The organism is Neisseria sicca (assembly GCF_003044565.1).
In the GTDB taxonomy this organism is placed as follows: domain Bacteria; phylum Pseudomonadota; class Gammaproteobacteria; order Burkholderiales; family Neisseriaceae; genus Neisseria; species Neisseria sicca_A.
In genome coordinates this window covers 1-24,609 of the sequence record NZ_POXG01000008.1, presented here as the reverse complement: position 1 = coordinate 24,609, position 24,609 = coordinate 1, and the positions used below count along the sequence as shown (strand labels likewise).

23 protein-coding genes and 1 pseudogene are annotated in these 24,609 nt (G+C 51.2%); 7 read left to right on the top strand and 17 right to left on the bottom strand.

Translation table 11 applies throughout. The features are described from left to right. Positions 1 to 198 precede the first annotated feature (198 nt). The gene (gene hemL / locus DBZ16_RS12770) at positions 199 to 1,497 is read right to left on the bottom strand and encodes a glutamate-1-semialdehyde 2,1-aminomutase (RefSeq protein ID WP_107814259.1); all 1,299 of its coding nucleotides are present in this window, start codon (positions 1,495 to 1,497) and stop codon (positions 199 to 201) included. Between the two features lie 212 nt (positions 1,498 to 1,709). Here hemL and DBZ16_RS12765 point away from each other — a divergent pair, with 212 nt between their 5' ends. The 4 genes from DBZ16_RS12765 (at position 1,710) to DBZ16_RS16565 (ending at position 5,559) form a co-directional block, all read left to right on the top strand. Beyond that, the gene (locus DBZ16_RS12765; protein ID WP_107814258.1) at positions 1,710 to 2,117 is read left to right on the top strand and encodes a hypothetical protein; all 408 of its coding nucleotides are present in this window, start codon (positions 1,710 to 1,712) and stop codon (positions 2,115 to 2,117) included. A gap of 201 nt (positions 2,118 to 2,318) precedes the next feature. Next, entirely contained in the window at positions 2,319 to 3,647 is a 1,329-nt protein-coding gene (gene miaB / locus DBZ16_RS12760; RefSeq protein WP_003743791.1) for a tRNA (N6-isopentenyl adenosine(37)-C2)-methylthiotransferase MiaB, read from the top strand. A 243-nt stretch (positions 3,648 to 3,890) separates the two neighbouring features. After that, on the top strand, positions 3,891 to 5,015 hold the full coding sequence (proB, locus tag DBZ16_RS12750) for a glutamate 5-kinase (protein ID WP_107814257.1): 1,125 nt from the start codon (positions 3,891 to 3,893) through the stop codon (positions 5,013 to 5,015). 412 nt (positions 5,016 to 5,427) lie between these two features. Beyond that, positions 5,428 to 5,559: a hypothetical protein gene (locus DBZ16_RS16565; protein ID WP_276308315.1), complete on the top strand. Its 132-nt coding sequence runs from the start codon at positions 5,428 to 5,430 to the stop codon at positions 5,557 to 5,559. 286 nt (positions 5,560 to 5,845) lie between these two features. On the opposite strand, the gene lpxA is transcribed toward DBZ16_RS16565, so the two are convergent. The 7 genes from lpxA to ispC all read right to left on the bottom strand — a co-directional run bounded on the left by lpxA (position 5,846) and on the right by ispC (position 14,515). Further along, positions 5,846 to 6,622, bottom strand: a complete 777-nt coding sequence (gene lpxA / locus DBZ16_RS12735) for an acyl-ACP--UDP-N-acetylglucosamine O-acyltransferase (protein ID WP_070636153.1) — start codon at positions 6,620 to 6,622, stop codon at positions 5,846 to 5,848. A gap of 85 nt (positions 6,623 to 6,707) precedes the next feature. Next, positions 6,708 to 7,157 (bottom strand): 3-hydroxyacyl-ACP dehydratase FabZ, encoded by a 450-nt coding sequence (gene fabZ, locus DBZ16_RS12730; RefSeq protein WP_003741990.1) that lies wholly within the window; start codon positions 7,155 to 7,157, stop codon positions 6,708 to 6,710. 126 nt (positions 7,158 to 7,283) lie between these two features. Continuing rightward, positions 7,284 to 8,327, bottom strand: a complete 1,044-nt coding sequence (lpxD, locus tag DBZ16_RS12725) for a UDP-3-O-(3-hydroxymyristoyl)glucosamine N-acyltransferase (RefSeq protein WP_107814255.1) — start codon at positions 8,325 to 8,327, stop codon at positions 7,284 to 7,286. 194 nt (positions 8,328 to 8,521) lie between these two features. Further along, a complete protein-coding gene (locus tag DBZ16_RS12720) occupies positions 8,522 to 9,025 on the bottom strand; it encodes an OmpH family outer membrane protein (protein WP_430914364.1) in 504 nt (167 codons plus the stop codon). 162 nt (positions 9,026 to 9,187) lie between these two features. Beyond that, positions 9,188 to 11,620, bottom strand: coding sequence for an outer membrane protein assembly factor BamA (gene bamA, locus DBZ16_RS12715; RefSeq protein WP_107814253.1), 2,433 nt, complete (start codon positions 11,618 to 11,620; stop codon positions 9,188 to 9,190). Between the two features lie 4 nt (positions 11,621 to 11,624). Continuing rightward, positions 11,625 to 12,965, bottom strand: a complete 1,341-nt coding sequence (gene rseP, locus DBZ16_RS12710; protein WP_107814252.1) for an RIP metalloprotease RseP — start codon at positions 12,963 to 12,965, stop codon at positions 11,625 to 11,627. A 365-nt stretch (positions 12,966 to 13,330) separates the two neighbouring features. Then, positions 13,331 to 14,515 carry a 1-deoxy-D-xylulose-5-phosphate reductoisomerase gene (ispC, locus tag DBZ16_RS12705; protein ID WP_107814251.1) on the bottom strand — a complete coding sequence of 395 codons (1,185 nt, stop codon included), beginning with the start codon at positions 14,513 to 14,515 and terminating at the stop codon, positions 13,331 to 13,333. Here ispC and DBZ16_RS16645 point away from each other — a divergent pair. Then, a complete protein-coding gene (locus DBZ16_RS16645) occupies positions 14,509 to 14,715 on the top strand; it encodes a hypothetical protein (RefSeq protein WP_107814250.1) in 207 nt (68 codons plus the stop codon). The two genes, ispC and DBZ16_RS16645, sit on opposite strands and share 7 nt — an antisense overlap. A 26-nt stretch (positions 14,716 to 14,741) precedes the next feature. Here the strand turns inward: DBZ16_RS16645 and DBZ16_RS12695 are convergent, their stop codons facing one another. From DBZ16_RS12695 to DBZ16_RS12660, 8 genes are all read right to left on the bottom strand, one after another. Further along, a complete protein-coding gene (locus tag DBZ16_RS12695; protein WP_107814249.1) occupies positions 14,742 to 15,536 on the bottom strand; it encodes a phosphatidate cytidylyltransferase in 795 nt (264 codons plus the stop codon). Positions 15,537 to 15,538: 2 nt separating this feature from the next. Next, on the bottom strand, positions 15,539 to 16,285 hold the full coding sequence (locus DBZ16_RS12690) for an isoprenyl transferase (protein WP_107814248.1): 747 nt from the start codon (positions 16,283 to 16,285) through the stop codon (positions 15,539 to 15,541). A gap of 57 nt (positions 16,286 to 16,342) precedes the next feature. Further along, a complete protein-coding gene (gene frr, locus DBZ16_RS12685; RefSeq protein ID WP_003758927.1) occupies positions 16,343 to 16,900 on the bottom strand; it encodes a ribosome recycling factor in 558 nt (185 codons plus the stop codon). A gap of 338 nt (positions 16,901 to 17,238) precedes the next feature. Continuing rightward, positions 17,239 to 18,363, bottom strand: a complete 1,125-nt coding sequence (locus DBZ16_RS12680) for a beta-carotene 15,15'-monooxygenase (RefSeq protein WP_107814247.1) — start codon at positions 18,361 to 18,363, stop codon at positions 17,239 to 17,241. Further along, the gene (locus DBZ16_RS12675) at positions 18,353 to 19,288 is read right to left on the bottom strand and encodes an ABC transporter ATP-binding protein (protein ID WP_107814246.1); all 936 of its coding nucleotides are present in this window, start codon (positions 19,286 to 19,288) and stop codon (positions 18,353 to 18,355) included. Before DBZ16_RS12675 ends, DBZ16_RS12680 begins: the two co-directional genes overlap by 11 nt. Before the next feature lie 488 nt (positions 19,289 to 19,776). Next, positions 19,777 to 20,319: a 5' nucleotidase, NT5C type gene (locus tag DBZ16_RS12670; RefSeq protein ID WP_107814245.1), complete on the bottom strand. Its 543-nt coding sequence runs from the start codon at positions 20,317 to 20,319 to the stop codon at positions 19,777 to 19,779. A 136-nt stretch (positions 20,320 to 20,455) separates the two neighbouring features. Further along, entirely contained in the window at positions 20,456 to 20,818 is a 363-nt protein-coding gene (locus tag DBZ16_RS12665; RefSeq protein ID WP_107814244.1) for a hypothetical protein, read from the bottom strand. A gap of 226 nt (positions 20,819 to 21,044) precedes the next feature. After that, entirely contained in the window at positions 21,045 to 22,019 is a 975-nt protein-coding gene (locus tag DBZ16_RS12660; protein WP_070496167.1) for a S49 family peptidase, read from the bottom strand. A 608-nt stretch (positions 22,020 to 22,627) separates the two neighbouring features. Between DBZ16_RS12660 and DBZ16_RS12650 the strand changes: the two genes are divergently transcribed. Together DBZ16_RS12650 and DBZ16_RS12645 are read left to right on the top strand one after the other, a co-directional pair. Beyond that, a complete protein-coding gene (locus DBZ16_RS12650) occupies positions 22,628 to 22,915 on the top strand; it encodes a hypothetical protein (RefSeq protein ID WP_240600376.1) in 288 nt (95 codons plus the stop codon). Positions 22,916 to 23,049: 134 nt separating this feature from the next. Next, on the top strand, positions 23,050 to 23,601 hold the full coding sequence (locus DBZ16_RS12645; protein WP_107814242.1) for a hypothetical protein: 552 nt from the start codon (positions 23,050 to 23,052) through the stop codon (positions 23,599 to 23,601). Between the two features lie 289 nt (positions 23,602 to 23,890). Here the strand turns inward: DBZ16_RS12645 and DBZ16_RS12640 are convergent. Next, positions 23,891 to 24,417: pseudogene (locus DBZ16_RS12640) on the bottom strand (transposase). Positions 24,418 to 24,609: the final 192 nt, after the last annotated feature.

Below are 24,609 nucleotides of genomic sequence, written 5' to 3'. Positions count from 1 at the left end.
GTCTGAAAACCCGAATTTAGGTTTTCAGACGACCTTTTTGTCTTGTGGACGGATTGCCGCGAATCAGGCGGCGTTGCCCGCACTGCCCTGACGCCAAGCCATTCCGCCTTATAGTGGATTAAATTTGCAATGATACGGCGTTGCCAACGTCCTTATGTACTAACCGTACACGGCGGGCGTTGCCGCCTTGTCTCATTTTTATTTTAATCCACTATATTTCGCCATTTCCGCGAACACTTGATGCGCGGTGGCGATGGTTTCGTCAATCAGCTCGGGCGTGTGCGCGGCGGAGACGAAGCCTGCTTCGTAGGCGGACGGGCCGAAGGCAGTGTTGCGGTCGAGCATGCCGTGGAAGAAGCGTTTGAAGGCGTCGATATTGGAACGCGCCATGTCGCCGTAATTTTGCGGGGTGTGGGCGGCGAAATACAGGCCGAACATACCGCCCACGCTGTCGGCGGTGAACTCGATGTCGTGCGCTTTGGCGGCGGCGGCAAGCCCGTCGGCGAGGCGGCGGGTCAAGGCGGTCAGGTTTTCGTAGAAGCCTTCGCGCTGGATGATTTCAAGCGTTTTCAAGCCGGCGGCGACGGCAATCGGGTTGCCTGATAATGTGCCTGCCTGATACACGCCGCCCAGCGGGGAAATGCATTCCATGATGTCTTTGCGTCCCCCAAACGCGGCAAGCGGCATGCCGCCGCCGATGACTTTGCCCATCGTGGTCAGGTCGGGCGTGATGCCGTGCAGCGACTGCGCGCCGCCGAGCGCGACGCGGAAGCCGGTCATCACTTCGTCGTAAATCAACACGGCGCCGTGTTTTTCGGTCAATTCGCGCAGGGCTTTGACGAAAGCTTCGGTCGGGCGGACCAGGTTCATATTGCCGACGAAGGGTTCGAGGATGACGCAGGCGATTTCGTCGCCGTTGCGGGCGAACGCTTCTTCGAGCTGGTCGGTGTTGTTGTATTCGAGGACTAAGGTGTGTTTCGTAAAGTCGGCGGGAACGCCTGCGGAAGACGGGTTGCCGAAGGTGAGCAGGCCGCTGCCGGCTTTGACGAGCAGGCTGTCGGAATGGCCGTGGTAGCAGCCTTCGAACTTGATGATTTTGTCACGTCCGGTAAAGCCGCGTGCGAGGCGGATGGCGGTCATGGTCGCTTCGGTGCCGGAGCTGACGAGGCGCAGCCGTTCGACGGACGGCATGATTTTGGCGATTTCTTCGGCGATGACGATTTCGCCTTCGGTGGGCGCGCCGAACGACAGACCGCCCAACGCCGCTTCGCGCACGGCTTCGATGACTTCGGGGTGCGCGTGTCCGACAATCGCAGGCCCCCACGAACCGACGTAATCGGTGTAGCGCGTGCCGTTTTCGTCCCAAACATACGCGCCTTCGGCTTTTTTGATGAAGCGCGGCACGCCGCCGACGCTGCCGAATGCGCGGACGGGGGAATTCACGCCGCCGGGGATGATGGCTTTGGCGCGGTCAAACAGGATTTCGTTACGGTTCATAGCGGATTCTTTCTGAGGTCGTCTGAAAAATAAGCGGTATTTTATCATCAGATTGCCCGCGCCAGCCGTTTCAGACGACCCTTCAAGCCCAAACTGCGAGACTTGAACCCCGTATCTGAAAATGAAAATTGTTCTGTAAAAACAATCACTCTGTTCATATTTGAAGCGTTTGTGCTATAATCCGCACCCATTTATACCATAAAGAAAACATCATGTTACGCGGATTCATTTTAATGCTTACCCTTTTGGTTTCCACCGTCTCCTACGCCGCCCAGCGCAAGCTGCCGAGCGATATGGACGCGGCGGTTTTGAAACAGGTCGAACTGCCTTATCTGAAAGTGAGCCGTGGCGGCTTCTCATGGACGCGCCTCTTGACGCTGGGCCTTGCCGACGGCAATTCCGCCAAGCTGCAAATCACCCGTTTCACCAAAATCCACGACGAAAACGACCGCTTCATCCCGATGGGGCGGCTGGCAAGCAAAACCGGCAAAACCATCGCGTTCAAACACAACGACACCAACGCCCTCGTGCGCGAAGTGTGGGTTTTGACCGACGACGAAGCCTCCCGTTTTACCGCGCAAAAAGAAGTCCGCGACGAGGTTAAAAAAGACGCGCAATAAGCCGTCGTTTGCCCGTTTCAGACGACCCAAACACACACCGCGTGGTTGGCTGTTGCAGCCGCAGCAGCGCAACCGCGCATTTTTGCGCCCTGACGAATCTGCGTTTCAGACGACCTGTCCACGTTCCAAAGGTCGTCTGAAATAAAGATTTCTATAACAATCAGCCCCGCAATTACGGGCTACCTGAGAAAGACACAAACCATGAAAAAAGTATTTATCCGCACCTTCGGCTGCCAAATGAACGAATACGACAGCGAAAAAATGCTCGCCGTACTCGCCGAAGAAAACGGCGGCATCGAACAAGTGACCGAAGCCGACGAAGCCGACATCATCCTCTTCAACACCTGCTCCGTGCGTGAAAAAGCGCAGGAAAAAGTGTTCTCCGACTTAGGCCGCGTGCGCCCGCTCAAAGAAAAAAATCCCGACCTCATCATCGGCGTTGCCGGCTGCGTCGCCTCCCAAGAAGGCGAAAACATCATCAAACGCGCGCCTTATGTGGACGTCGTCTTCGGCCCGCAAACGCTGCACCGCCTGCCCAAAATGATTGTGGATAAAGAAACCAGCGGCCTGTCGCAAGTCGATATTTCCTTCCCCGAAATCGAAAAATTCGACCACCTGCCGCCCGCCCGCGTCGAAGGCGGCGCAGCATTCGTGTCCATCATGGAAGGCTGTTCCAAATACTGCTCGTTCTGCGTCGTCCCCTACACTCGCGGCGAAGAGTTCTCCCGCCCGTTGAACGACGTTTTGACCGAAATCGCCAACCTCGCCCAACAAGGCGTTAAAGAAATCAACCTCTTGGGGCAAAACGTCAACGCCTATCGCGGCGAAATGGAAGACGGCGAAATCTGCGACTTCGCCACCCTGCTGCGCATCGTCCACGAAATCCCCGGCATCGAGCGTATGCGCTTCACCACCAGCCACCCGCGCGAGTTTACCGACTCGATTATCGAGTGCTACCGCGACCTGCCCAAGCTGGTGTCGCACCTGCACCTGCCGATTCAAAGCGGTTCCGACCGCGTATTGAGCGCGATGAAACGCGGCTACACCGCCTTGGAATACAAGTCCATCATCCGCAAACTGCGCGCCATCCGCCCCGACTTGTGCCTAAGCAGCGACTTCATCGTCGGCTTCCCCGGCGAAACCGAACGCGAGTTCGAGCAAACCCTGAAGCTGGTGAAAGACATTGCCTTCGATTTGAGCTTCGTCTTCATTTACAGCCCGCGCCCCGGCACACCCGCCGCCAACCTGCCGGACGACACCCCGCACGCCGAAAAAGTGCGCCGCCTCGAAGCCCTGAACGAAGTCATCGAAGCCGAAACCGCCCGCATCAACCAAACCATGATAGGTACCGTACAACGCTGTCTGGTCGAAGGCATCTCCAAAAAAGACCCCGACCAGCTCCAAGCCCGTACCGCCAACAACCGCGTGGTCAACTTCACCGGCACGCCCGACATGATCAATCAAATGATCGATTTGGAAATCACCGAAGCCTACACCTTCTCCCTGCGCGGCAAACCGGTCGAAGCGTAAAGCCGTTCCGCCATAGCAAAGGTCGTCTGAAAACCTGTATCTTGGTTTTCAGACGACCTTTTTGTATCGTGTCAGCATTGTCATTCTGCTCACCGAATCCCGCCTGTCTTTTAGCAATTTCACGATACCGCGTATTGACAGCCCCATAGGGGTCGTCTGAAAATCAGTTTTCGCGCTTTCAGACGACCTTTTTACGTTTAACAACCCGTCCGAAGCCGCCCCATATCCCCAGCGAGAAAAACCATGTCCCTGCAAAATCTCTCCAATATCCGCACCCTTGTCGTCAAAGTCGGCTCCAGCCTCGTTACCGCGGGCGGCAAAGGCATAGACCAAGCCGCACTCGACCGCTGGGCGGCGCAAATCGCCGAACTGGGCAAACAAGGCGTGCAAACCGTCCTCGTTTCCAGCGGCGCCATCGCCGAAGGCATCAAACGGCTGGGCTGGAGCAAACGCCCCACCGCCATCAATGAGCTGCAAGCCGCCGCAGCCGTCGGGCAAACCGGCATCGCCCAAGCCTACGAAACCGCGTTTGCACCGCACGGCATCCGCACCGCCCAAGTCCTGCTCACCCACGACGACCTGAGCAACCGCACCCGCTACCTCAACGCCCGCAGCACCCTGCAAACCCTGTTGTCCAAAGGCATCGTTCCCGTCATCAACGAAAACGACACCGTGACCACCGACGAAATCAAGCTCGGCGACAACGACACCCTCGGCGCGCTCGTGACCAACCTCATCGAAGCCGACGCACTCGTCCTTCTGACCGACCAAAAAGGCCTGTACGACAGCGACCCGCGCAAAAATCCGCAAGCCAAACTGATTCCGACCATAGCAGCCGACCATCCCGACCTCGAAAGCATGGCGGGCGGCGCGGGCAGCAGCGTCGGCACAGGCGGCATGTACACCAAAGTAACCGCCGCCAAACGCGCCGCACTCAGCGGAGCCGCCACCGTCGTCGCATGGGGCGGCGAACCCGACGTCCTCGTCCGCCTCAAACAAGGCGAAAGCATAGGCACGCTCTTTACCAGCGCGCACAGCCGCGTCGCCGCCCGCAAACAATGGCTGCTCGGACACGTCCAAACTGCCGGCAGCCTGACCGTCGATAGCGGCGCGGCAAAAGCCCTGACCGAACAGCACGCCAGCCTGCTGCCCGTCGGCTGCATCCGCGCGGACGGACATTTCCACCGCGGCGAACTCGTCGCCATCCTCGATACCGACGGCAAAGAAATCGCCCGCGGCCTTACCAATTACAGCAGCGGCGAAACCGCCAAAATCCTGCAAACCCCGTCCGAGCGCATCGCCGAAAAATTAGGCTACGCTAACGAAGACGAACTCATCCACCGCGACAATATGGCGTCGCATTGGTAAAAAAGGTCGTCTGAAACCTTATAGTGGATTAACAAAAATCAGGACAAGGCGACGAAGCCGCTGACAGTACAGATAGTACGGAACCGATTCACTTGGTGCTTCAGCACCTTAGAGAATCGTTCTCTTTGAGCTAAGGCGAGGCAACGCCGTACTGGTTTAAAGTTAATCCACTGAGACCTTTGCAATAACATAGGTTACTAAAATTTTATGCTCAATCTCATTTTCAAAATTCAAAACCTTTCTGATTTTTCCTACTTTTTGCTCAATATTAGGAAGGTTTTAGTCAATTGAAAATTTTTTTGGCGCATTTTTATGCGTAAAATTTCGTTAATAGACTATTTTTGCAAAGGTCTCCCACTATATTATTGGGTTTCAGACGACCTCCCCTCCCATCCAACCAAAGGAAACCCACATGAAAAAATTCTTCTTCCTCACCACCGCCCTCCTGCTCCTCAACGCCTGCGCCGCCCAATCCGGACAAGGCAGCTCTGCACAAGTCCATGGTGAAATCAAAGGCGGCGTAGAAAGCAGCCACGTTCACTAAAACCAGTGAAACGGCAGGCATTTGGTTCATTCAAAAGATGCCGCGCCCAAAATCATCTGTTCCTAAAATACGCATGATCAACATCGTGCCAACAAATCAAAAGGTCGTCTGAAACTTGGTTTCCCAGTTTTCAGACGACCTTTTCGATTAGATGAAAGACAGAATTTGGCAACACCGCCCTTCCCACGCCAAACGTGGAAAGGACAAGGCAAATGTTACGAAAACAACGTCGTCTGAAACGGCAAACCTGCAAACTTTTCAGACGACCTTCAGGCAGATTCCGTCTTCAGCGGATAATCCCGCGCGTGGATTGGGCGAAGAAGTCTTTAAACACTGCCAGCTCTGCCTGCGTTTCGGCGCGGCGGAGGATGTCGGCTTTGGCTTCTTCAAACGGGATGCCGCGGTGGTAGATGGTTTTATACACATCTTTGACGGCGGAGATTTGCTCGGCGGTGAAGCCGTTGCGGCGCATGCCTTCGCTGTTGATGCCTGCGGGTTCGGCGCGGTAGCCTGCCGCCATGAAGTACGGCGGTACGTCTTTGTGTACGCCTGCGGCGAAGGCGGTCATGGCGTAGTCGCCGATTTGGCAGAACTGGAACACCAGCGTGTAGCCGCCCAAGACGACGTAGTCGCCGATGGTAACGTGTCCGGCGAGCGAGGCGTTGTTGGCGAAGATGGTGTGGTTGCCGATGACGCAGTCGTGTGCGAGGTGGCAGTACGCCATAATCCAGTTGTCGTCGCCGATGCGGGTTTCGCCGATGCCGGTTACCGTACCGAGGTTGAAGGTGGTGAATTCGCGGATGGTGTTGCCGTTGCCGATAATCAGCTTGGTCGGCTCGTCGCGGTATTTTTTGTCCTGCGGGATTTCGCCCAGGCTGGCAAATTGGAAAATGCGGTTGTTTTCGCCGATGGTGGTGTGACCGTTGATGACGGTATGCGGGCCGATTTCGGTGTTCGCGCCGATTTGGACGTTGGGACCGATAACGGTGTACGCGCCGACTTTGACGCTGGAGTCGAGTTCGGCTTTGGGGTCAATGACGGCGGTCGGGTGGATGAGGGTCATGTTTTTCCTTTCCTGTCGTGTTGCCGCGAAGATGCGCGACGGCAACAGGTCGTCTGAAACTTTCAGACGACCTTTTTCTGAACACTCAAACCACGCGTTTGGCACACATGATGATGGCTTCGACGGCGACTTGCCCGTCCACTTTGGCGACGGCACTGAATTTGCCGATGCCGCGTTTGTTGGTCAGCAGCTCGACTTCAAAAACGAGTTGGTCGCCGGGGATGACTTGGCGTTTGAAGCGGGCTTCGTCTATGCCGGCGAAGAAGAAGAATTCGTTTTCTTTGCGGCCGCCTTCGCTGAGGATGGCGAGTGTGCCGCAGGCTTGCGCCATGGCTTCAATGATGAGTACGCCGGGCATGACGGGCAGGTCGGGGAAATGGCCTTGGAACTGCGGCTCGTTCATGGTGACGTTTTTAATCGCGGTCAGGGTTTTCATGGACTCGAATGCGGTGATGCGGTCGAGTTGCAAAAACGGGTAGCGGTGGGGAATGAGTTTTTGGATGTCTTTGGCTTCGATGGGGAGTTGTACGTCCATGTTCGTCGTATTCCTTGGTATTTCGGGGTTGGCTGGGCGGTTTCATCGCGGGCGGGCTTTAAAACGTTGGGCTTTCTCGCTTTGTTTGATCCTAAAGCGCATCCGCCATGCAAACCGATTGTGGGATTATTCGTCTTTTTCGCTGTCGCTCAGACGGTTTTCCAATGTTTTGAGGCGTTTGTTCATTTCGCTCAGGCGATGGATGTAAACGGCGTTGCGCGCCCATTCTTTATGGGTGGACATCGGGAAGATGCCGGCGAGGTGTTTGCCGCTTTCGGTAATGCTGTGGGTGACGGACGTGCCGCCGCCGATGGTGGTTTTGTCGGCGATTTCGATGTGTCCGACCGTACCGACGCCGCCGCCGATGATGCAGTAGCTGCCGATGGTAACGCTGCCGGAAATGCCGGTTTTGGCGGCAATGACGGTGTGCGAACCGATTTTGCAGTTGTGTCCGATTTGGACTTGGTTGTCGATTTTGGTGCCGTTGCCGACGGTGGTGTCGCTCATCGCGCCGCGGTCGATGTTGGTGTTCGAGCCGATTTCCACGTCGTCGGCCAGCGTTACCGCGCCGGTTTGCGGGATTTTAAACCATGAATCGCCGGCGAAGGCGAGTCCGAAACCGTCCGCGCCGATGACTGCGCCGCTGTGGATTTCGACGCGGTTGCCCAGTGTGCAGCCGTAATAAACGACGGCGTTGGGATGCAGGACGACTTCGTCGCCCAGTTTGCAATCGTGTTGGACAACGGCATTTGCCAAGATGCGGCAGCCTTCGCCGAGTACGGTATTCGCGCCGATATAGGCGTTTGCACCGATTTCGCAGCTGGCGGGAACGGTCGCGCCCTCTTCGATGACGGCGGTCGGATGGATGCCGCCGCTCGCTTTGACGATGGGTGAAAACAGGCGGGCGACTTTGGCGAAATAGAGATAAGGGTCGTCGGCGACAATCAGGTTGCGCCCTTCAAATTCGTCCACTGCTTTGGCAGAAACGATGACCGCACCCGCGCTGCTGTCGTGGACTTCGGCTTTGTATTTCGGATTGGCGAGGAAGCTGATGTGTTCCGCCTGCGCGTCTGCGAGCGGGCGCACGGCGGCGACGGAAATGTCCTCGCCGCGCCATTCGCCGCCAAGCTGCGCTGTGATTTGGGACAGGGTGTAGGTTTTTGAAGTCATGATGTTTCGTCAGCTTTGAGATGAGGTCGTCTGAAAGGGACGGCGGGAGCAGTCGGACAGAACGGTTTGCCTAAAACGTATGCCGGCAGGAGTGATAAGACAGGTAATTATATCGTTTATTGGATTTTCAGACGACCCTTCGCTTGAAAGAGGTCGTCTGAAAACAGGTTTGTGTATCTCGTTCAGCCTTCCGATTAACGTGTATTCAGGGCTTTAATCACGCTGTCGGTAATGTCGTAACGCGCATTGACGTAAATCACGTCTTGCAAAATCACATCGTAGCCTTCGCGTTTGGCAAGATCGACGATGATGCGGTTGGCGTTTTGCTGGAGGGCGGCAAATTCTTCGTTGCGGCGCAGGTTGTAGTCTTCTGCCAGCTCCGCCTGTTTCTTGCGGAACTGCTGAACCAGCTCGCCCCAGCGTTTTGCCGCAGCTTCACGCTCTTTGCCCTGCAATTTGCCTTCGGACAGGGATTTTTCGAGCTTTTCACCTTCTTGCTGCAATTTCTGCAAAGCGTCCTGACGGCTGCGGAATTCTTTTTCCAAGGTCGTCTGAATGCGTTGCGCCTGCTTGGACTCAAGATAAACGCGCTCGGTATTGATAAAGCCGATTTTCTGCACGGCTTCCGCCGCCACAGCTTGGTTCATCAACCCGAAGCCCAATAAAGCCGCGCCGCCGAGGCGGAAGGCGTTGGCAATGATGTTCATCTGGATTTCCTTGATTTTGTATCCCGCCCATCAGCGGGATGACGGTTTGTTTTTTAAAAAGAGGCAGAACGCCCTGCCCCTTTTCCTTCAGGTCGTCTGAAAACGTTTTACCCATCGGTATTTCAGTTTTCAGACGACCTTTTTCTGTCTACGTCAGAATGTTGTACCCAATTGGAACTGGAAGCGTTGGATTTCGTCGCTGTCTTTTTTCTTCAGCGGGTAGGCGTAGCTGAACTTCATCGGACCCAGCGGCGAGAGCCAGGTTACTGCCGCACCGGCGGAGTAGCGCAACTCTTCCTTGAAGGTCGATTTGTGGGTCGTGCCTAAGCCGTATGGGTTTTGAGGCTTCTTGCCAATCTCAGTAGGATTGCTACTGTCGTTGTTATACGTTTTGCCATCCCATACGCTGCCCGCGTCGGCGAACAGGCTCAGACGGACAGAGCGGGAATCTTTGATGCCCGGCATCGGGAACAGCAACTCGGCAGAAACGTTGGCTTTTTTGTTGCCGCCGTAGCTGATTTTCTCGCCGTATTCGTCATAAACTTTCGGACCCAGCGTGCCAGTCTCATAACCGCGTACAGAACCTAAGCCGCCGCCGTAGAAGTTTTCAAAGAACGGCATGGTTTTGGTTTTGCCGTAGCCGTTGCCGACACCGACTTCGCCGCCGAGCATAAGCGTGAAGTCTTTGGTCAGCGGGAAGAACCAAGTTTGGTTGTGGGTCAGTGTGTAGTATTGCAGGTCACTGCCCGGCAGGGCGATTTCGCCGTTGATGCCGGTCATGTAACCGCGGGTCGGCCACAAGGCGCTGTCGGTTTTATTGCGTCCCCAACCGATCGTACCTTTGTACAGCCAGCCTTTGAAGCTGCCCAGCCCCTCAGCACATTCTGTTCCCTTCGGATTGAGACCATTGGCACACTTACCATGTTCCGCTACAAATTCAGCATAGCGCTTAGGCGCGCCATTGTAGGTATTCACGGTCAGGTGTTCCGCCGCCAGACCTAAATTGACGCGGTCGTATTCGGTAACGGGGATGCCCATGCGCACGCCGCCGCCTGCGGTGGTGGTTTTATATTGTTTCGCGCTGGAAGAGGCTTTACGCGGGTCGTAAGACTTGCCGTAAATATCGTAACCGAGGCTCACGCCGTCGGGTGTGAAATACGGATCGGTAAACGACAGCGAGCCGTTCAGCGTGGTTTTGCTTCGTGAAGCACGCAGGGAAACGGATTTACCCGTACCGAACAGGTTGTCTTGGGAAACGCCCACAGACATAACCAAGCCGGTATCCTGAACCCAGCCCGCGCTCATATCCAGCGAACCGGTAGAACGCTCGTTCACGCTCATGTTCAAATCGACTTGGTCGGGCGTATTGGCAACCGGTACGGCATCGAATTGTACGTTGTCAAAGTAGCCCAGCAACTCGACGCGCTCTTTGGAACGTTGCAGCTTGGAAGTGTCGTAAGGCGCGGATTCCATTTGACGCAATTCGCGGCGCACGACTTCGTCACGGGTTTTGTTGTTGCCGGTGATGTTGATTTCGTTCACATAGATTTTGCGGCCGGGTTCGACGTTCAGGACGAAATCGACAGTTTGGGTCTCAGCATTGGGAACAGGCTGGACGTTGACTTCGCTGAACGCGTAGCCTGCCGTACCCATGCGGTTTTGGATGGATTCAAGCGATTTGACCATTTGGGCGCGTTCGTACCATTTGCCCTTTTTCATGGTCAGCAGTTTTTGCAGCTCTTCTTTCGGCACTTCGCGGGTGTCGCCTTCTATGCGCACATCGCCCCAGCGGAAGCGTTCGCCCTCGTCAACCGTAACTTTGATGGTTTGCTTGGTTTTGTCTTCGTTGGTCTGGATGTCGGTATCCAGAATGCGGAAATTGAAGTAGCCGTTGTTTTGGTAGAACTCGCTGATGCGCTCCATGTCTTGCGAGAATTTTTGCTCGTTAAACTGGTTGCTTTTGGTCAGCCAAGTCCACATACCGCCTTCGCTCAAAGACATTTGCTTCATGAGCTTGCGGTCGGAATAGACTTTGTTGCCTTCAAATTCGATTTCGGTAATCTTGGTGGTTTTACCCTCATCGATGGCGATGTCGATAGAAACACGGTTACGTGCGAGTTTGGTTACGGTCGGCGTGATTTGAACCGATTGTTTGCCGCGGCTTTTGTATTCTTCCTTCAGGCTGGCGACAGACTGGCTCAGCGTGGCAGGATTGAAGTATTGGGATTGCGCCAAACCGAAGGATTCAAGGTTTTTCTTGATCACATCGTTTTGCAGCATTTTCGCGCCGGTGATGTTCAGCGTGCTGATGGTCGGGCGTTCGATAACGGTCAGCAAGACTTGATTGCCCATGGTCTCTACGCGGACATCGTCAAAAAAACCGGTCGCATACAGAGTTTTGATGATTTCTTCGCTGCGTGCGTCGCTGAATTGGTCGCCGACTTTGACGGGCAGGTAGTTGAAGACCGTACTCGGTTCGGTGCGCTGCAAACCTTCGACGCGGATGTCTTGAATGGTGAAGTCGGCAAATGCCAAAGGCGACATGCCCAATACCATCAAAGCAGAAGCAATCTGTTTCAATTTCATAAAATTATCCAAACAAACGGTTGATGTCATTAAAGAAAGCCAGTGCCATCATTAACAGCATGGCAGCCAGTCCGAGGCGTAGGCCGATTGCCTGTATGCGCTCGCTCAAGGGCTTTCCGCGTATCCATTCGGCAGTGTAGAACACCAAATGCCCGCCGTCCAACACGGGGATGGGCAACAAGTTCAACACGCCTAAACTAATGCTGACCAATGCGAGAAATTCCAAATAGCTTTGAAATCCCAGCTGTGCCGTTTTTCCGGCGACGTCGGCAATGGTCAGCGGGCCTGAAATATGGTTCAGGGAGGCATTGCCTGTAATCAGTTTTCCGAAGAATTTTACCGTCATCCAAGCGTTGTTGACGGTTTTGTCCCAGCCCATCGCAAATGCTTCTGCGACAGACGGCTTATATTCGCGCTTGATTTCTTTTGCCCACGCTTCGTCGCCCTGAGGACCGAAGCCTACCCTGCCGACCAGCGTTCTGTCGGGTTGTTGGATGCTGTCGGGACGGATGGTCGTCTGAAAAGTTTTACCGTCGCGCTCGTAGCTCAATGCGATTTTCTTACCCGGGCTTTGGCGTACGATTTCTTCCCATTGCTGCCAAGACTCGATGTCTTGTCCGTCGGCACTGATCAGCTTGTCGCCTTTTTTCAAACCGGCTTTTTCAGCCGGGCTGTTTTCTTCCATTTTGCCGACACGGGTGGTGATTTTAAAAGGCGACAACCCGATATAGCCTTGGTTTTTCGCAATTTTACCTGCTTCAGGCGTGCCTGCGGCATCGATAATCCGCATGGTTTCTTGTCCCGAGGTCGTCTGAACGGCAACATTTACCTTGCCTGACTCGATGTTCAACACGATTTCTTGCTGGGCTTTTTCCCACTCGCCGACGTTAACGCCGTTAACCGAAATAATTTTGTCTCCGGGCTGAAAACCTGCTTTTGAGGCAATGGTATTTTGCTTGACCATGCCGATATACGGGCGGATTTCGGTAACGCCGAAGGAAAAACTCAAGCCGTAAAGTAGAACCGCCAGCGCGAGATTGGTCAGCGGACCTGCGGCGACGATGGCGATGCGTTTGGCGGGATGCTGTTTGTCGAAGGCGTAAGGCAGGTCTGCCTGCGCCACTTCCCCCTCGCGCGTATCGACCATTTTGACATAGCCGCCCAAGGGGATGGGTGCCAAACACCATTCGGTATCGCCGCGCTTTCTGCTGAAAAACGGTTTGCCGAAGCCGACGGAAAAGCGTACGACTTTGACGCCGCACAATCTGGCGACGATGTAGTGTCCGAACTCGTGCAGACTGACCAAAATCAGGATAGCGAAAATAAAAGCTAGAAGGGTTTGCAAAAGAATCTCTCTGGTTGGGTATGGGTTGACGTTGTCGATGTTTCAGACGACGTATCAAGACAGGGGTCGTCTGAAAAGCATTCGCAATGTGTAGAAAATATTATTGGCGTTATTTTGCCGATTATAAAGTCAGTCTGCCGTTTTGTCCGCCACACATGACGGGTGGGCGGGTTTTCAGACGACCTGTCATTTTTTATAGTGGATTAACTTTAAACCAGTACGGCGTTGCCTCGCCTTAGCTCAAAGAGAACGATTCTCTAAGGTGCTGAAGCACCAAGTGAATCGGTTCCGTACTATCTGTACTGTCTGCGGCTTCGTCGCCTTGTCCTGATTTTTGTTAATCCACTATATCGTTGCGGCACGGTTTATCCCAATGCGGCGATAAACTCCTGCGCCTGTCTGCGGGTAACAGCGTCTTGCGCCAGCAGGTTTTCGATATTGCCGAGGTCGTCTGAAAAGTCTTGTGCAAGACAATGGGCGACGGTTTTGGCAATGTCGGTAAACTTAATCTGTCCATCTAAAAAGGCGGCGACGGCGGCTTCGTTGGCGGCGTTCAATACGCAGGGCGCGGCTCCGCCCGCATTCATGGCTTCATAGGCGAGCTTCAGGCAGGGGAAGCGGTCAAAGTCAGGCTTTTGGAAAGTCAGCGCAGACAATGAGTCGAAATCAAGGTCGCCGACACCCGAATCGATGCGCTCGGGCAAGCCCAAACAATAAGCGATGGGCGTACGCATATCGGGATTGCCCAGTTGCGCCAACACAGAGCCGTCGCGGTAGCGCACCATGCTGTGTATCACGGACTGCGGATGGATGACGACTTCGAGTTTATCAGGCGGGCAGTCGAACAGCCAATGCGCTTCAATCAGCTCCAAACCTTTGTTCATCATGGTAGCGGAATCGACGGAGATTTTGCGCCCCATGCTCCAATTGGGGTGTTTGACCGCTTGCGCGGGCGTAATGCTGTCGAACGTGCCTAAATCGGTCGTCAAAAACGGGCCGCCGGAAGCAGTCAGGATAATCGAGCGGATGCCGTGTTCGTTCAGACGACCTGTGTAATCGCGCGGCAAAACTTGGAAAATGGCGTTGTGTTCGCTGTCGATGGGCAACACTGCCGCGCCGTTTGCGCGCGCGGTTTCCATAAACAACGCACCGGAAACCACCAGCGTCTCTTTGTTTGCCAGATAAATGGTTTTGCCTTTTTGCGCCGCCGCCAGCGCGGAAGGCAGACCCGCCGCACCAACGATGGCGCACATGACACCGCAGACTTCGTCGGCAGAGGCAACGTCAACCAATGCCTGCGCGCCGTATAAAACCTGCGTTGCCGTGCCGTCGCGTTTCAACATGGCTTCAAGCCGGACGGCGTGTTCCGCATCGGCAACGACGGCATATTCGGGACGGAACGTCCGACATTGCGCCGCCAGTTTCTCAACCTGCTTATGCCCCGCCAACGCGAATACGCGGAATTTTTCGGGGTGGCGTGAGACAACGTCCAGCGTGCTTTCGCCTATGCTGCCGGTACTGCCTAATATGGTCAGGACTTGTTGTGTCATGGTGTGTTCTTTATGTACTGCTTCCGGATTTCAGACGACCTTTGGGTTTGAGGTCGGAAAGGTCGTCTGAAAACGCTTATTCGATATTGTGTTTGATGTGTTCCAACGATTTTTATAGTGGATTAACTTTAAACCAGTACGGCGTTGCCTCGCCTTGCCGTACTATCTGTACTGTCTGCGGCTTCGTTGCCTTGTCCTGATTTAAATTTAATCCACTATAACCGCTTCAGAACAAGCTTTCAAAGGCGGCATAGACGCTGACAACGGCAATCAGGCTGTCCACGCGGTCAAACACGCCGCCGTGTCCGGGCAGCAGATTGCTGCTGTCTTTGATGCCCGCCGCGCGTTTGAGCCAGCTTTCCAACAGGTCGCCGCATACGCTGACAACGGTCAACACCAAACCGATTAACACGGTATTGAACCAGCCTGCGTCAAACGTGAGCCAACCAGCCCACCACACCACAGTCATATACACTGCCACGCAAATCGCGCCGCCGATTGCGCCTTCCCAGCTCTTGCCGGGGCTGACGGTCGGTGCGATTTTGTGTTTGCCGAACGCTTTGCCGCTGAAATACGCGCAAACATCGGCAACCCACACCAAACCCATCACGGCGAGCAGCGACAAGGCGTAATCGGGATGCGGACGCAGGGACATGAGTGCGAACCAAAACGGCATGACCAAAAGCCAGCCGACGGTATAAGCCTGCCAGCCGCCGTTCAATTTCCATTTGAATTTCAGCCACAAAGGCATGACGACCAGCCAAAACGCCAAAACGGCGTACCAGACGATATCCGGCAGCATCCAACCGCCTGCATAAGCGATAACACCGAACACCAGCGTCGCGGCGAGATAATGATTGGTTTTCAGTTTTTCCAGTCCGCTCATGCGAGAGTATTCCCACAGCGTAACCAGAGAAATCAATCCGCAAAATGCCGCCCACAGCCATTGCGGCGCGTAAAACAGCATGCCGAGCATCAACGGCAGCATCCACAGTGCCGTGATAATCCGTTGTTTCAACATTTTTAACCCCTTTGCTGCTCTACCGGCAGCTGTTCCGAAGTGCGGCCGAAGCGTCGTTCGCGTTTTTGGAACGAGGCGACAGCATCGTCCAAGGCTTTGCTGTCAAAATCGGGCCACAGGGTATCGGTAAAATAAAGTTCGGCATATGCCATCTGCCAAAGCAGGAAATTGCTGATGCGCGTTTCGCCGCCGGTGCGGATGAACAAATCCGGCTCAGGCGCATCGCCCAGCATCAAGTGTTTCGCCAGCGCGTCTTCCGTAATCTCGGATACGCCTTCGGCAATCAGTTTGTTTGCCGCCTGCAAAATATCCCAGCGGCCGCCGTAATCCGCAGCGATGCTCAGGGTCAGGCCGGTATTGTTTGCCGTCAAAGCTTCCGCATCTTCGATACCTTGCCGAATCTGCCGGTTGAAACGTTCGCGGCTGCCCAACACCTTCAGGCGCATATTGTTTTCGTGCAGACGGCGCACCTGCTTTTGCAAAGCCTGCAAAAACAGCCCCATCAGGAACGACACTTCGTCTTCGGGGCGGCGCCAGTTTTCAGTCGAAAAGGCAAACACGGTCAGATATTGCACGCCCAGTTTGGCGCAATGCTTCACCATATTTTCCAACGCGTCCAAGCCGCGTTTATGCCCCATCACGCGGGGAAGGAAACGCTTTTTCGCCCAACGACCGTTGCCGTCCATAATCACGGCGATATGCTTCGGAACCGAAGTATGTTCCAAAATGGTCTGCGTGCTGCTCTTCATATCTGCCTTTCGCAGCGCGGCGGTTCAAAGGTCGTCTGAAACGCCGCGGACAAGGGTTTAAATCGCCATCAAATCTTCTTCTTTGGCAGCCAGCGTTTTATCGGCTTCGGCGATGTATTTGTCGGTCAGTTTTTGAACCGCCTCTTCGCCGCGACGTGCTTCGTCTTCGGAAATTTCTTTGTCTTTCAAGAGTTTTTTGATGTGATCGTTTGCATCGCGGCGCACGTTGCGGATGGACACGCGTCCTTCTTCCGCTTCGCTGCGTACGACTTTAATCAAATCTTTACGGCGCTCTTCGGTCAACATAGGCATAGGCACGCGGATCAAATCGCCGACGGCTGCCGGGTTCAGACCCAAGTTTGAATCGCGGATGGCTTTCTCGACTTTGGCTGCCATATTGCTTTCAAAAGGTTTTACGCCGATGGTGCGCGCGTCCAGAAGTGTCACGTTGGCAACTTGGCTGACTGGAACCATGCTGCCCCAGTATTCGACTTCCACTTGGTCCAACAGACCGGTATGCGCACGTCCAGTACGCACTTTCGCCAAATTCTCTTTCAGCACTTCTACCGAGCGCTGCATTTTGCTTTCCGCTGTTTTTTGAATATCGTTAATCATTTTCTGCTTTCAAATAAGATACTGAATTTAAAACCGCGTCCGGACGCATGACCATCCGAACGGCAATCAAGCTGTTAACTGCGCATAGTACCGTCATTCGGCGATTCCGACAAGGCAGGGGCGGTTTTGGGCTTTATTTCTTAACTGATATTTAAATGTTGTTGTACATGAGTTTGGGGCGGGAAAGCATGGGCTGCCTCGAGATAGCCGAATTTATGTGCGCATAGATAAAAAGGTCGTCTGAAAACCTTATCAACCGGTTTTCAGACGACCTTTATCCTACCTCCCAACCTCTCTATGGCTAAAGGCAGGGTGCAAAACAGGAAAATACGCTCCTGTTACGATGCAATCACGAACCAAAGACCTCGAAGAAGCAGGTATATCAATAATGTGATGGTAATGTTGTTGTATCGCCATTTCATTTGGTTGATGGAAAAAACCAGCAGCATGAGGAGAAAGAATTGTGCTATGTATGACCATACCATTTCTGCTGACACCAATGCGGCACAAATCAATCCCAAAGGCAAAAGAATCATCCAAGCAGGCAACGAAGCAATCGCCCACTTCGGTTTTCTATTGCGCGCACGGACAAATTCTCCAATAGAAGAAAAGGTCGTCTGCTTCTGCGTAATCAAAGACAAAATACTCATGCCGCCATAAGCCACGGCGCAAATATACAGCGCTTGTTGATAGTTGCTTACTAAACTGATTGAAGCTAAAGGCGTAAGAAGTCCAAGTACGATAAAAGTCAATCGGGAAGAGCGCAGGTGCAGACGTTCTGCCATAGCAGCGCGGGCGGCAACGCTGCATAAGACAACAGAAATAATGGAAGCAATAATTGGGGATACTGTATTGGATACACCTTCACTCAAGTATGAAAGATCTTCCGCGGCGGACAACATACCGGTGACGAACATGACCATGACAACAAATAGCAATAGGAGTTGCAACAGAGATCCTTCCCATTGATTGTTGCCGCGTTTGAACTGCAAAGCATTGACCAATATCAGACAGGCAAGCACCCATGAATTAAGCGGCATGGTCACCCACATGATGAAAAACTCATTGCTTTTATGATCGGGATGAAGCATGGTCAACCCCATCAGTATCCAGCCGATAAGGAAAATAACCCAACCGGTCAAAGGTGCGACAACAATCCTCGCCCAAGCCATCTGCCACGGAGACAAAGAAGACATACGCAACTGGTCAAACGCATTGCTGGATACATCTTGGCGCAGACTGCGCTCAATCTGCAGATAAAGGGCAATACTTGAAATGAATGCGCCGAATGCACCGACTCCGGCAATATATTCCACCAAGTCCTCAGAATTTGCTTTAGCAAAGATAAACAGGCTGTAGAGTATGATGATGCCTGCAATCATGCCCCAGCTCATGTTGAGCCACATCAGCCTTTGAAATTCGGCGTTAACCCGGATTTTGGGGATATTCAATTTATTGTCCATCGGCTTGCTCCTGTTTGTGGGGATTGAGGCTGTTTTGATAACTGTGCAGCAGCGACGCTTTAATGACGGCAGCTTCGCTCAAAGGCAAGTTTTGCTCAAACAGCTTGCGCAACAAGGCTGCACGCGCTTCTTCTCCCGCATCCAATACGACGGTAACGGCATGATTGCTCCATTCTGCCTGCTTCACACCTTCCGTATTGCGGACCCGCTCGAATATGGATTCATCCAAACCAACAAATTGCAGCGAAACAGTCTGATCTTCGTTAACATCATCATTAACAGATTGAAATGCCTGAACACGTCCGCCTTTGATCACCAGCATATGCGAACAATATTCATCCAGCTCGGAAAGAATATGGCTCGATACCAAAATACTCATGCCTTCATCTTTGAGCTTCAGCAGCAACAAAGACAATTCATGTCGTGCTTCAGGATCAAGACCGCTGGCAGGTTCATCCAAAAGCAGGAACTTAGGACGATGGATGATGACTTGCCCGATACCGACACGCTGCTTCTGACCACGGGAGAGATCGCTGACTTTGGCATACAGTTTATGTTCCAAATTCAGCAGGCGAACGGTTTCCAGCAGCAAATCAGGAAGTCGCGCATCAGGAATACCGCGGGATTTGGCGGCATAAGTTAAGCACTGGATTACGCTCAAACCATCCGGCAAACCAAAAAAATCAGGCAGGTAGCCGAGTTTGGAAAAGCTGTCGCGCGGATTATCAAGAATAGGCAGACCGTCAAGCAAGACATCGCCGGATGTCGGGATTTCCAATCCTGCCATACAGCGCATCAAAGTGGATTTGCCGGCACCATTAGGTCCGATTAATCCGGTAATACTGCCTTGCGGAAGCTCGACCGAGACATCGTACAAGGCCTGCGTATTGCCGTAGTAAAAATCTAGATGTTGGACATTAATCATAATATTTATAAGATATGAAGGGGTTGGATGCAAAAATCGGGGGCGCTAACGCCGGCTGATAAACCTTTATCATGTAGATGAAATGACAAAATGGCTTTTCAGACGACCTCAAACATTCCTTGGCATTTCATGATAAACATTCAGCCTCAGCCGTTCCGAGCTTGAAGCCTTCGTATTATCAACAAAAAACTGTTTGACATACAAAAAACTACTTCTGCGGTCGCTTTAATCGAAGGACGGATAACTTTACCCCATATCAGCAAACTTAAAAAAGCGGCAAGGACATCTTCCAAGCCGCTCTTTTGTTATCGGTTCGTTACCATCCCAGTTTAGAAACGGCGTTTGAAACATCATCAAACATCTCAAAATATACGTTTTCAGACGACCTCTCAGTATATGGGCAATCTTTTACTCAAAACAAAAATCAATCAAAAACCAACTCGGTCTCCGGCGAATTCACTATATCCGCCATACACGCAAAAGCCGTATCAACCGACCAGCAAATCCGCCCAAGTTTCCGGCTGTGACCATACGATGCGGGGCACATCTAAATGGCGGTTGTGTGGTGCATCATAAAGACGATGCTGCCACAGAGGCGGCAATGTGCCTTCGATATTCGGTTTGTCATCGATGAGGATATCGCCACGCACCCAGGTTTTGTCTTTGGCAATGATGACGCGCCGTGTCCACTCCTCGCCCAGATGCTGCTCCACCCAAGCAATTTTTTCACCGGCACAGTAGCGGTATTGGTTCACTGGCGCAGTACAGATGCGTACGTCGTGCCCGGCAGCCAAAAGTGCGCGGGCGGCTTCGACTGCGCCAGAAACAGGTGGCAGGCTCTCAAAAAAACCAACCGATCCGTAAAGCTCTGCCGCGCGTGCTTGCAGGTGTTCGGGCAGGCGGTCGCGAATATAGAAGAGATGTTCTTTGCCCTCTATCGGCGCATCTTCGCCAAAGCGGTTGTGCCAATGCCGGCGGAACCCGCTTTCAAAATCGGCAAGTACATTGTCTTGATCAAGCAGGATGAGCATAGTATGACCTCAAGATATTGTCGAATAACGGCAGAACGTATGAAATAGCTATACCTAGAAATCAGGCATTATAAATCAGTCGTCCGTAATTTTCCTATGGATGACTGCGGGGCGAATGCAGGCTTTTCGTCCTAATCTACATCTGCCTGTCCTCTGCAGAATCGGACAGAAAGGCGGAGATTTTTCTGTATTCATTGGCAGAACAGGTAATTTTGAACAATATCTTTCCATTTGAACGGTAACTTGCGACAAGCTGCTGCCCGGTATGTTTCAATATGATCTTATGATGAGGTATCAGGGCTTTGCCTGCATATCGGCCGCAAGTGATGATGTAATCTAATCTGGCCGGCGTCATGTTAATGCTGCCACATGACCGATTATGATTTGTAGCAATCCTGATTTGTAGCAATCCACCATACTCCACCGTGTGCCGGATTTCGGCAATTTTAGGTTCCGACATGGAAAACAGTGCAAAAATAAAGGTTGTCAGTATATTCATACGGTCTCTTTAATTTGATAGAAGACAGTTAACTTTACCCTATACCAGCGCATTTAAAAAAGCGGCAAGGACATCTTCCCAGCCGCTTTTTTGTTATCGGTTCGTTACCATCCCAGTTTTAGAAACGGCATTTGAAACATCATCAAACATCTCGAGAGATACGTTTTCAGACGACCTCACACACGCCTACTTATGACAACAACGGATGAATAATGGACCAATCCTGTTACCATATTTTCGACAGTTTTTCTTTAACTTTAGTCTCCATTTCAGCACTCAAATGGCGACCCAGCATTTTGCCGAAATCTTCTTCAGGCGTATAGTTCACCAGCTCAGGGGCTTTAACGACATCTCGGGCAACACTATATACGCTGCCGAAATCATCAATCAATCCCACTTCTTTAGCCTCTGAACCCGTATAGATACGTCCGCTGAAAACATCAGAATACTGCTGATCTTTCAAACGCTTTCCGCGTCCGAGTTTAACCGATTTAATAAATTCCTTATGGATATCCGTCAGCATTTTTTCCCAAATCTGAGTTTGTGCGGGCGTTTCAGGAGAAAACGGATCGCCCATGCCTTTATTGCTACCCGCGATTTTCAGACGACGTTTGATACCGATTTTATCCATCAGCCCCGTCGCATCAAACCCTCCCCCAATTACACCGATACTGCCGACCACGCTGGAAGGATCCGCATAAATCTTGTCAGCCGCCGCCGCAATGTAATAACAGCCCGATGCACACATATCTTCCGCCACTACATATACAGGAATGTCTTTATGCTCCGACTTCATGCGGCGGATTTCGTTAAACGCAATATTTGAAACCACAGGCGACCCGCCCGGACTATTGGCGCGGATGATAATCGCTTTAGCATTGGGATTATTGTAAACCGCCTCCATACCGGTACGCAGCATCTCAACCTGATCATCAAGTTCATTGCCGATTTCACCTTTCAAATCGATAACTGCCGTATGTTCCCCGCTGCTTTGCACTGCATCGGTATCGTCTCCAAACAGTGACGCAATAAACATAAGAAATAAAATCACACCGATAACACGCCAAATATTTCGCCAAATACGGGCATTACGTTGCTCTTTATAAGAAGCCAGCAAGACTTCGCGCAATACTTCACGCTCCCAAAACGAGCCGGAATGAGATGAGGGATTATTCCCCTCGCGAGAATAAGGTTCCTGCATGATCGGTACTTTCATTGTTCAAATTTTGACACTCGGAACCACAAATCAGGTAGTCCCAACATTTAGAGGATGTCTCCTATCCAATAACCCCGCATTCTACCGTCCTAAAAGATAAAATTTCAATCATCAGCAAAAATTTGAACAAAGTTTTCATTTTATAACGAAATTTTTGGTTTCCACATTAGGGAGAAATCCAAAGAAAACTGCGTCGGGAAATGATATGGGATATTATGCGTAATGATAAAAGCTTGAAGATGATTTATGATGACTATTTTAAGTACGCAGTTTATACCTATCATAATGCTGTTTTGTTCGGCAAAAAATACCGATACCGTCGATATAAACATAAAAAGCGCAGACAAATCGAACATCAAATGCCATCCTTCCGAGTATCGATTCAATATGCTGCCTCCGTCATCGCCTATTCCGGAAAATGCTTTTCAAAACATCCGTAAGAGTGTAATAAGCGTAGATTGGGTTGGAAATCCAACATCTATCAAGGTCGTCTGAAATTTTCAGACGACCTCTCTACCAATAGTAGTCGTCCTGTTCAATTGTTCATATGGTTTTGATACACCATCATCACAAACCTGCCGACCTCGATACTTATGCATATAGATGGAGGCATGGTAGAGGATTTGGAAGAAAACTCCTCGCATTATCATGAAACTAATAATATTCTGATTTTAAATCATAAAAGTGGATGTTTAGTTATGGCACCTCCTAAATACTATGTTAATTGGAAGAAGGGAAATACCTTAAGTGACGGAGATGTAGATATTGATTTAGATAAATATTTTAGAGAAATACCTATATTTTATAGAAATAATAAATTGGATGCGGAAGATTATTATGGCGTGGATAATGTAAATAGTTGCCGTAAATTTCAATTGTAAAAATTACCTTCTTATCGGTGCTATCCAGCAAGCGTAGATTGAATTGAAAGTCTGTTATCAAGGTCGTCTGAAAGTTTTCAGACAACCTTTGCTTTGTATCCGTTGCAATAACTGTTTTACACTCTGGATTTTCTATGTATATAAAACTATTTTCTGCGTTGTCAATTTTGTTATTTACATTTAATTGTAATGCTTTTTCTAAATCCCCTTATGCAGATGGAAGAGTTAACTTCAGGATGGTTAATAATACTCCATGTCTTTATATCAACAAACCTGAATTAATTGGCGCATATTTCATAAATATATCTCAAATTTATTCAGAAAATATGGATAGCATGCTCTATGCGACAACATTTGAAGAAAATTATCCAACTAAAGAAAAATGTATTATGATGGATTCTTCAAATTTTCCAGGTATAAAATTAGAAGACAAACAAATTTATGCAATTCATCTACATCCTGATCGAAATAAAAATGAACAATTAAGAATAGAGCCAAATTACACAGGTTTTGGTGATACGATTTGCCTTAAAAAAGATCACGATGATCATTTTAGGATTCAAGATTATATTAGAGATCAATGTGTAGATAGAGTTTCTATCCAATCTGAACAGGAATCTTTAAATAAAAATAAAGGAAGTTGGTTTGATTGGTTTATTGAGTGGTTAAAAAGCTTACTGTCATGATTCGGTTTATCTTAAATTATACAAGTGTAGATTAGGTTAGAAACCAAACATCTATCAAGGTCGTCTGAAAGCTTTCAGACGACCTCTTTACTAATGGCGCTCACCTTGTTTGAATGCTTCTACGGCTTTTGGTATATTTGAGAATGTTTCATCACACATCAAGAGACCTTTGTAAAATAGTCCTTTTCCCACAAAACAGCCGAAATCTAAATGCAGAATTGCAGCTTTTCCCGTTCCAAACCCCTCTTTTTTCCCCGAATACCCGATAATCGGGTATTCGGGTCGCCTTTTAGGCAACAACAAGCGCACTTAGCCTGTTAGCCGCTTTCAACAGGTTAAAACACACCGCCTTCAGATGGCTTTGCGCACTCACATTTCAGACCCAAATAAGCTGCCAGCGCATAGTGGAACTTACAGTGCAGCGTACCGAATTCTTGTTCGACTACATAACGGGTTTTCAATATATCGGTTACGTTTGGTTTGGGCTGCTGTCAGCGGTTGGTTGCGGTAGCGGCATAAGGTGCTGTAATCGGGGATGCTCAGTTCGTCAAAGCGGCAAAACAGGTTGAAATCGATGCGGGTGATGAGGCTGTGTTCGAGTTCGGGATCGGAGAGGCTGTGCCATTGGTCGAGCAAGACAGCTTTAAACATAGACAACAGATGATAGACAGGACGATCAGGTGGTCGAGGTCTTTGACGATCCTGGTACTGTTCGATCGGTTGCCAATCAATCACTTGATCCAACTTCAATAGTGGGAAGCGGTCGATGTGTTTGGCAATCATGGCTTGTGCGGTTTGCTGGAAGAAGGTGCTTATGAGAAATCCCCTAAATGTCTTGGTGGGAATTTAGGGGATTTTGGGGAATTTTGCAAAGGTCTCATGACGTCATACCCGCCCGACACAAAGGCCGCCCGAATCCCCGAGGGTATCGGACGGCCTTTTATCACGCGGTCTGTTGCGCACATTCCCCTTTGGGAATGCGGCATTAAACTTATTTCTTAGCGGCAG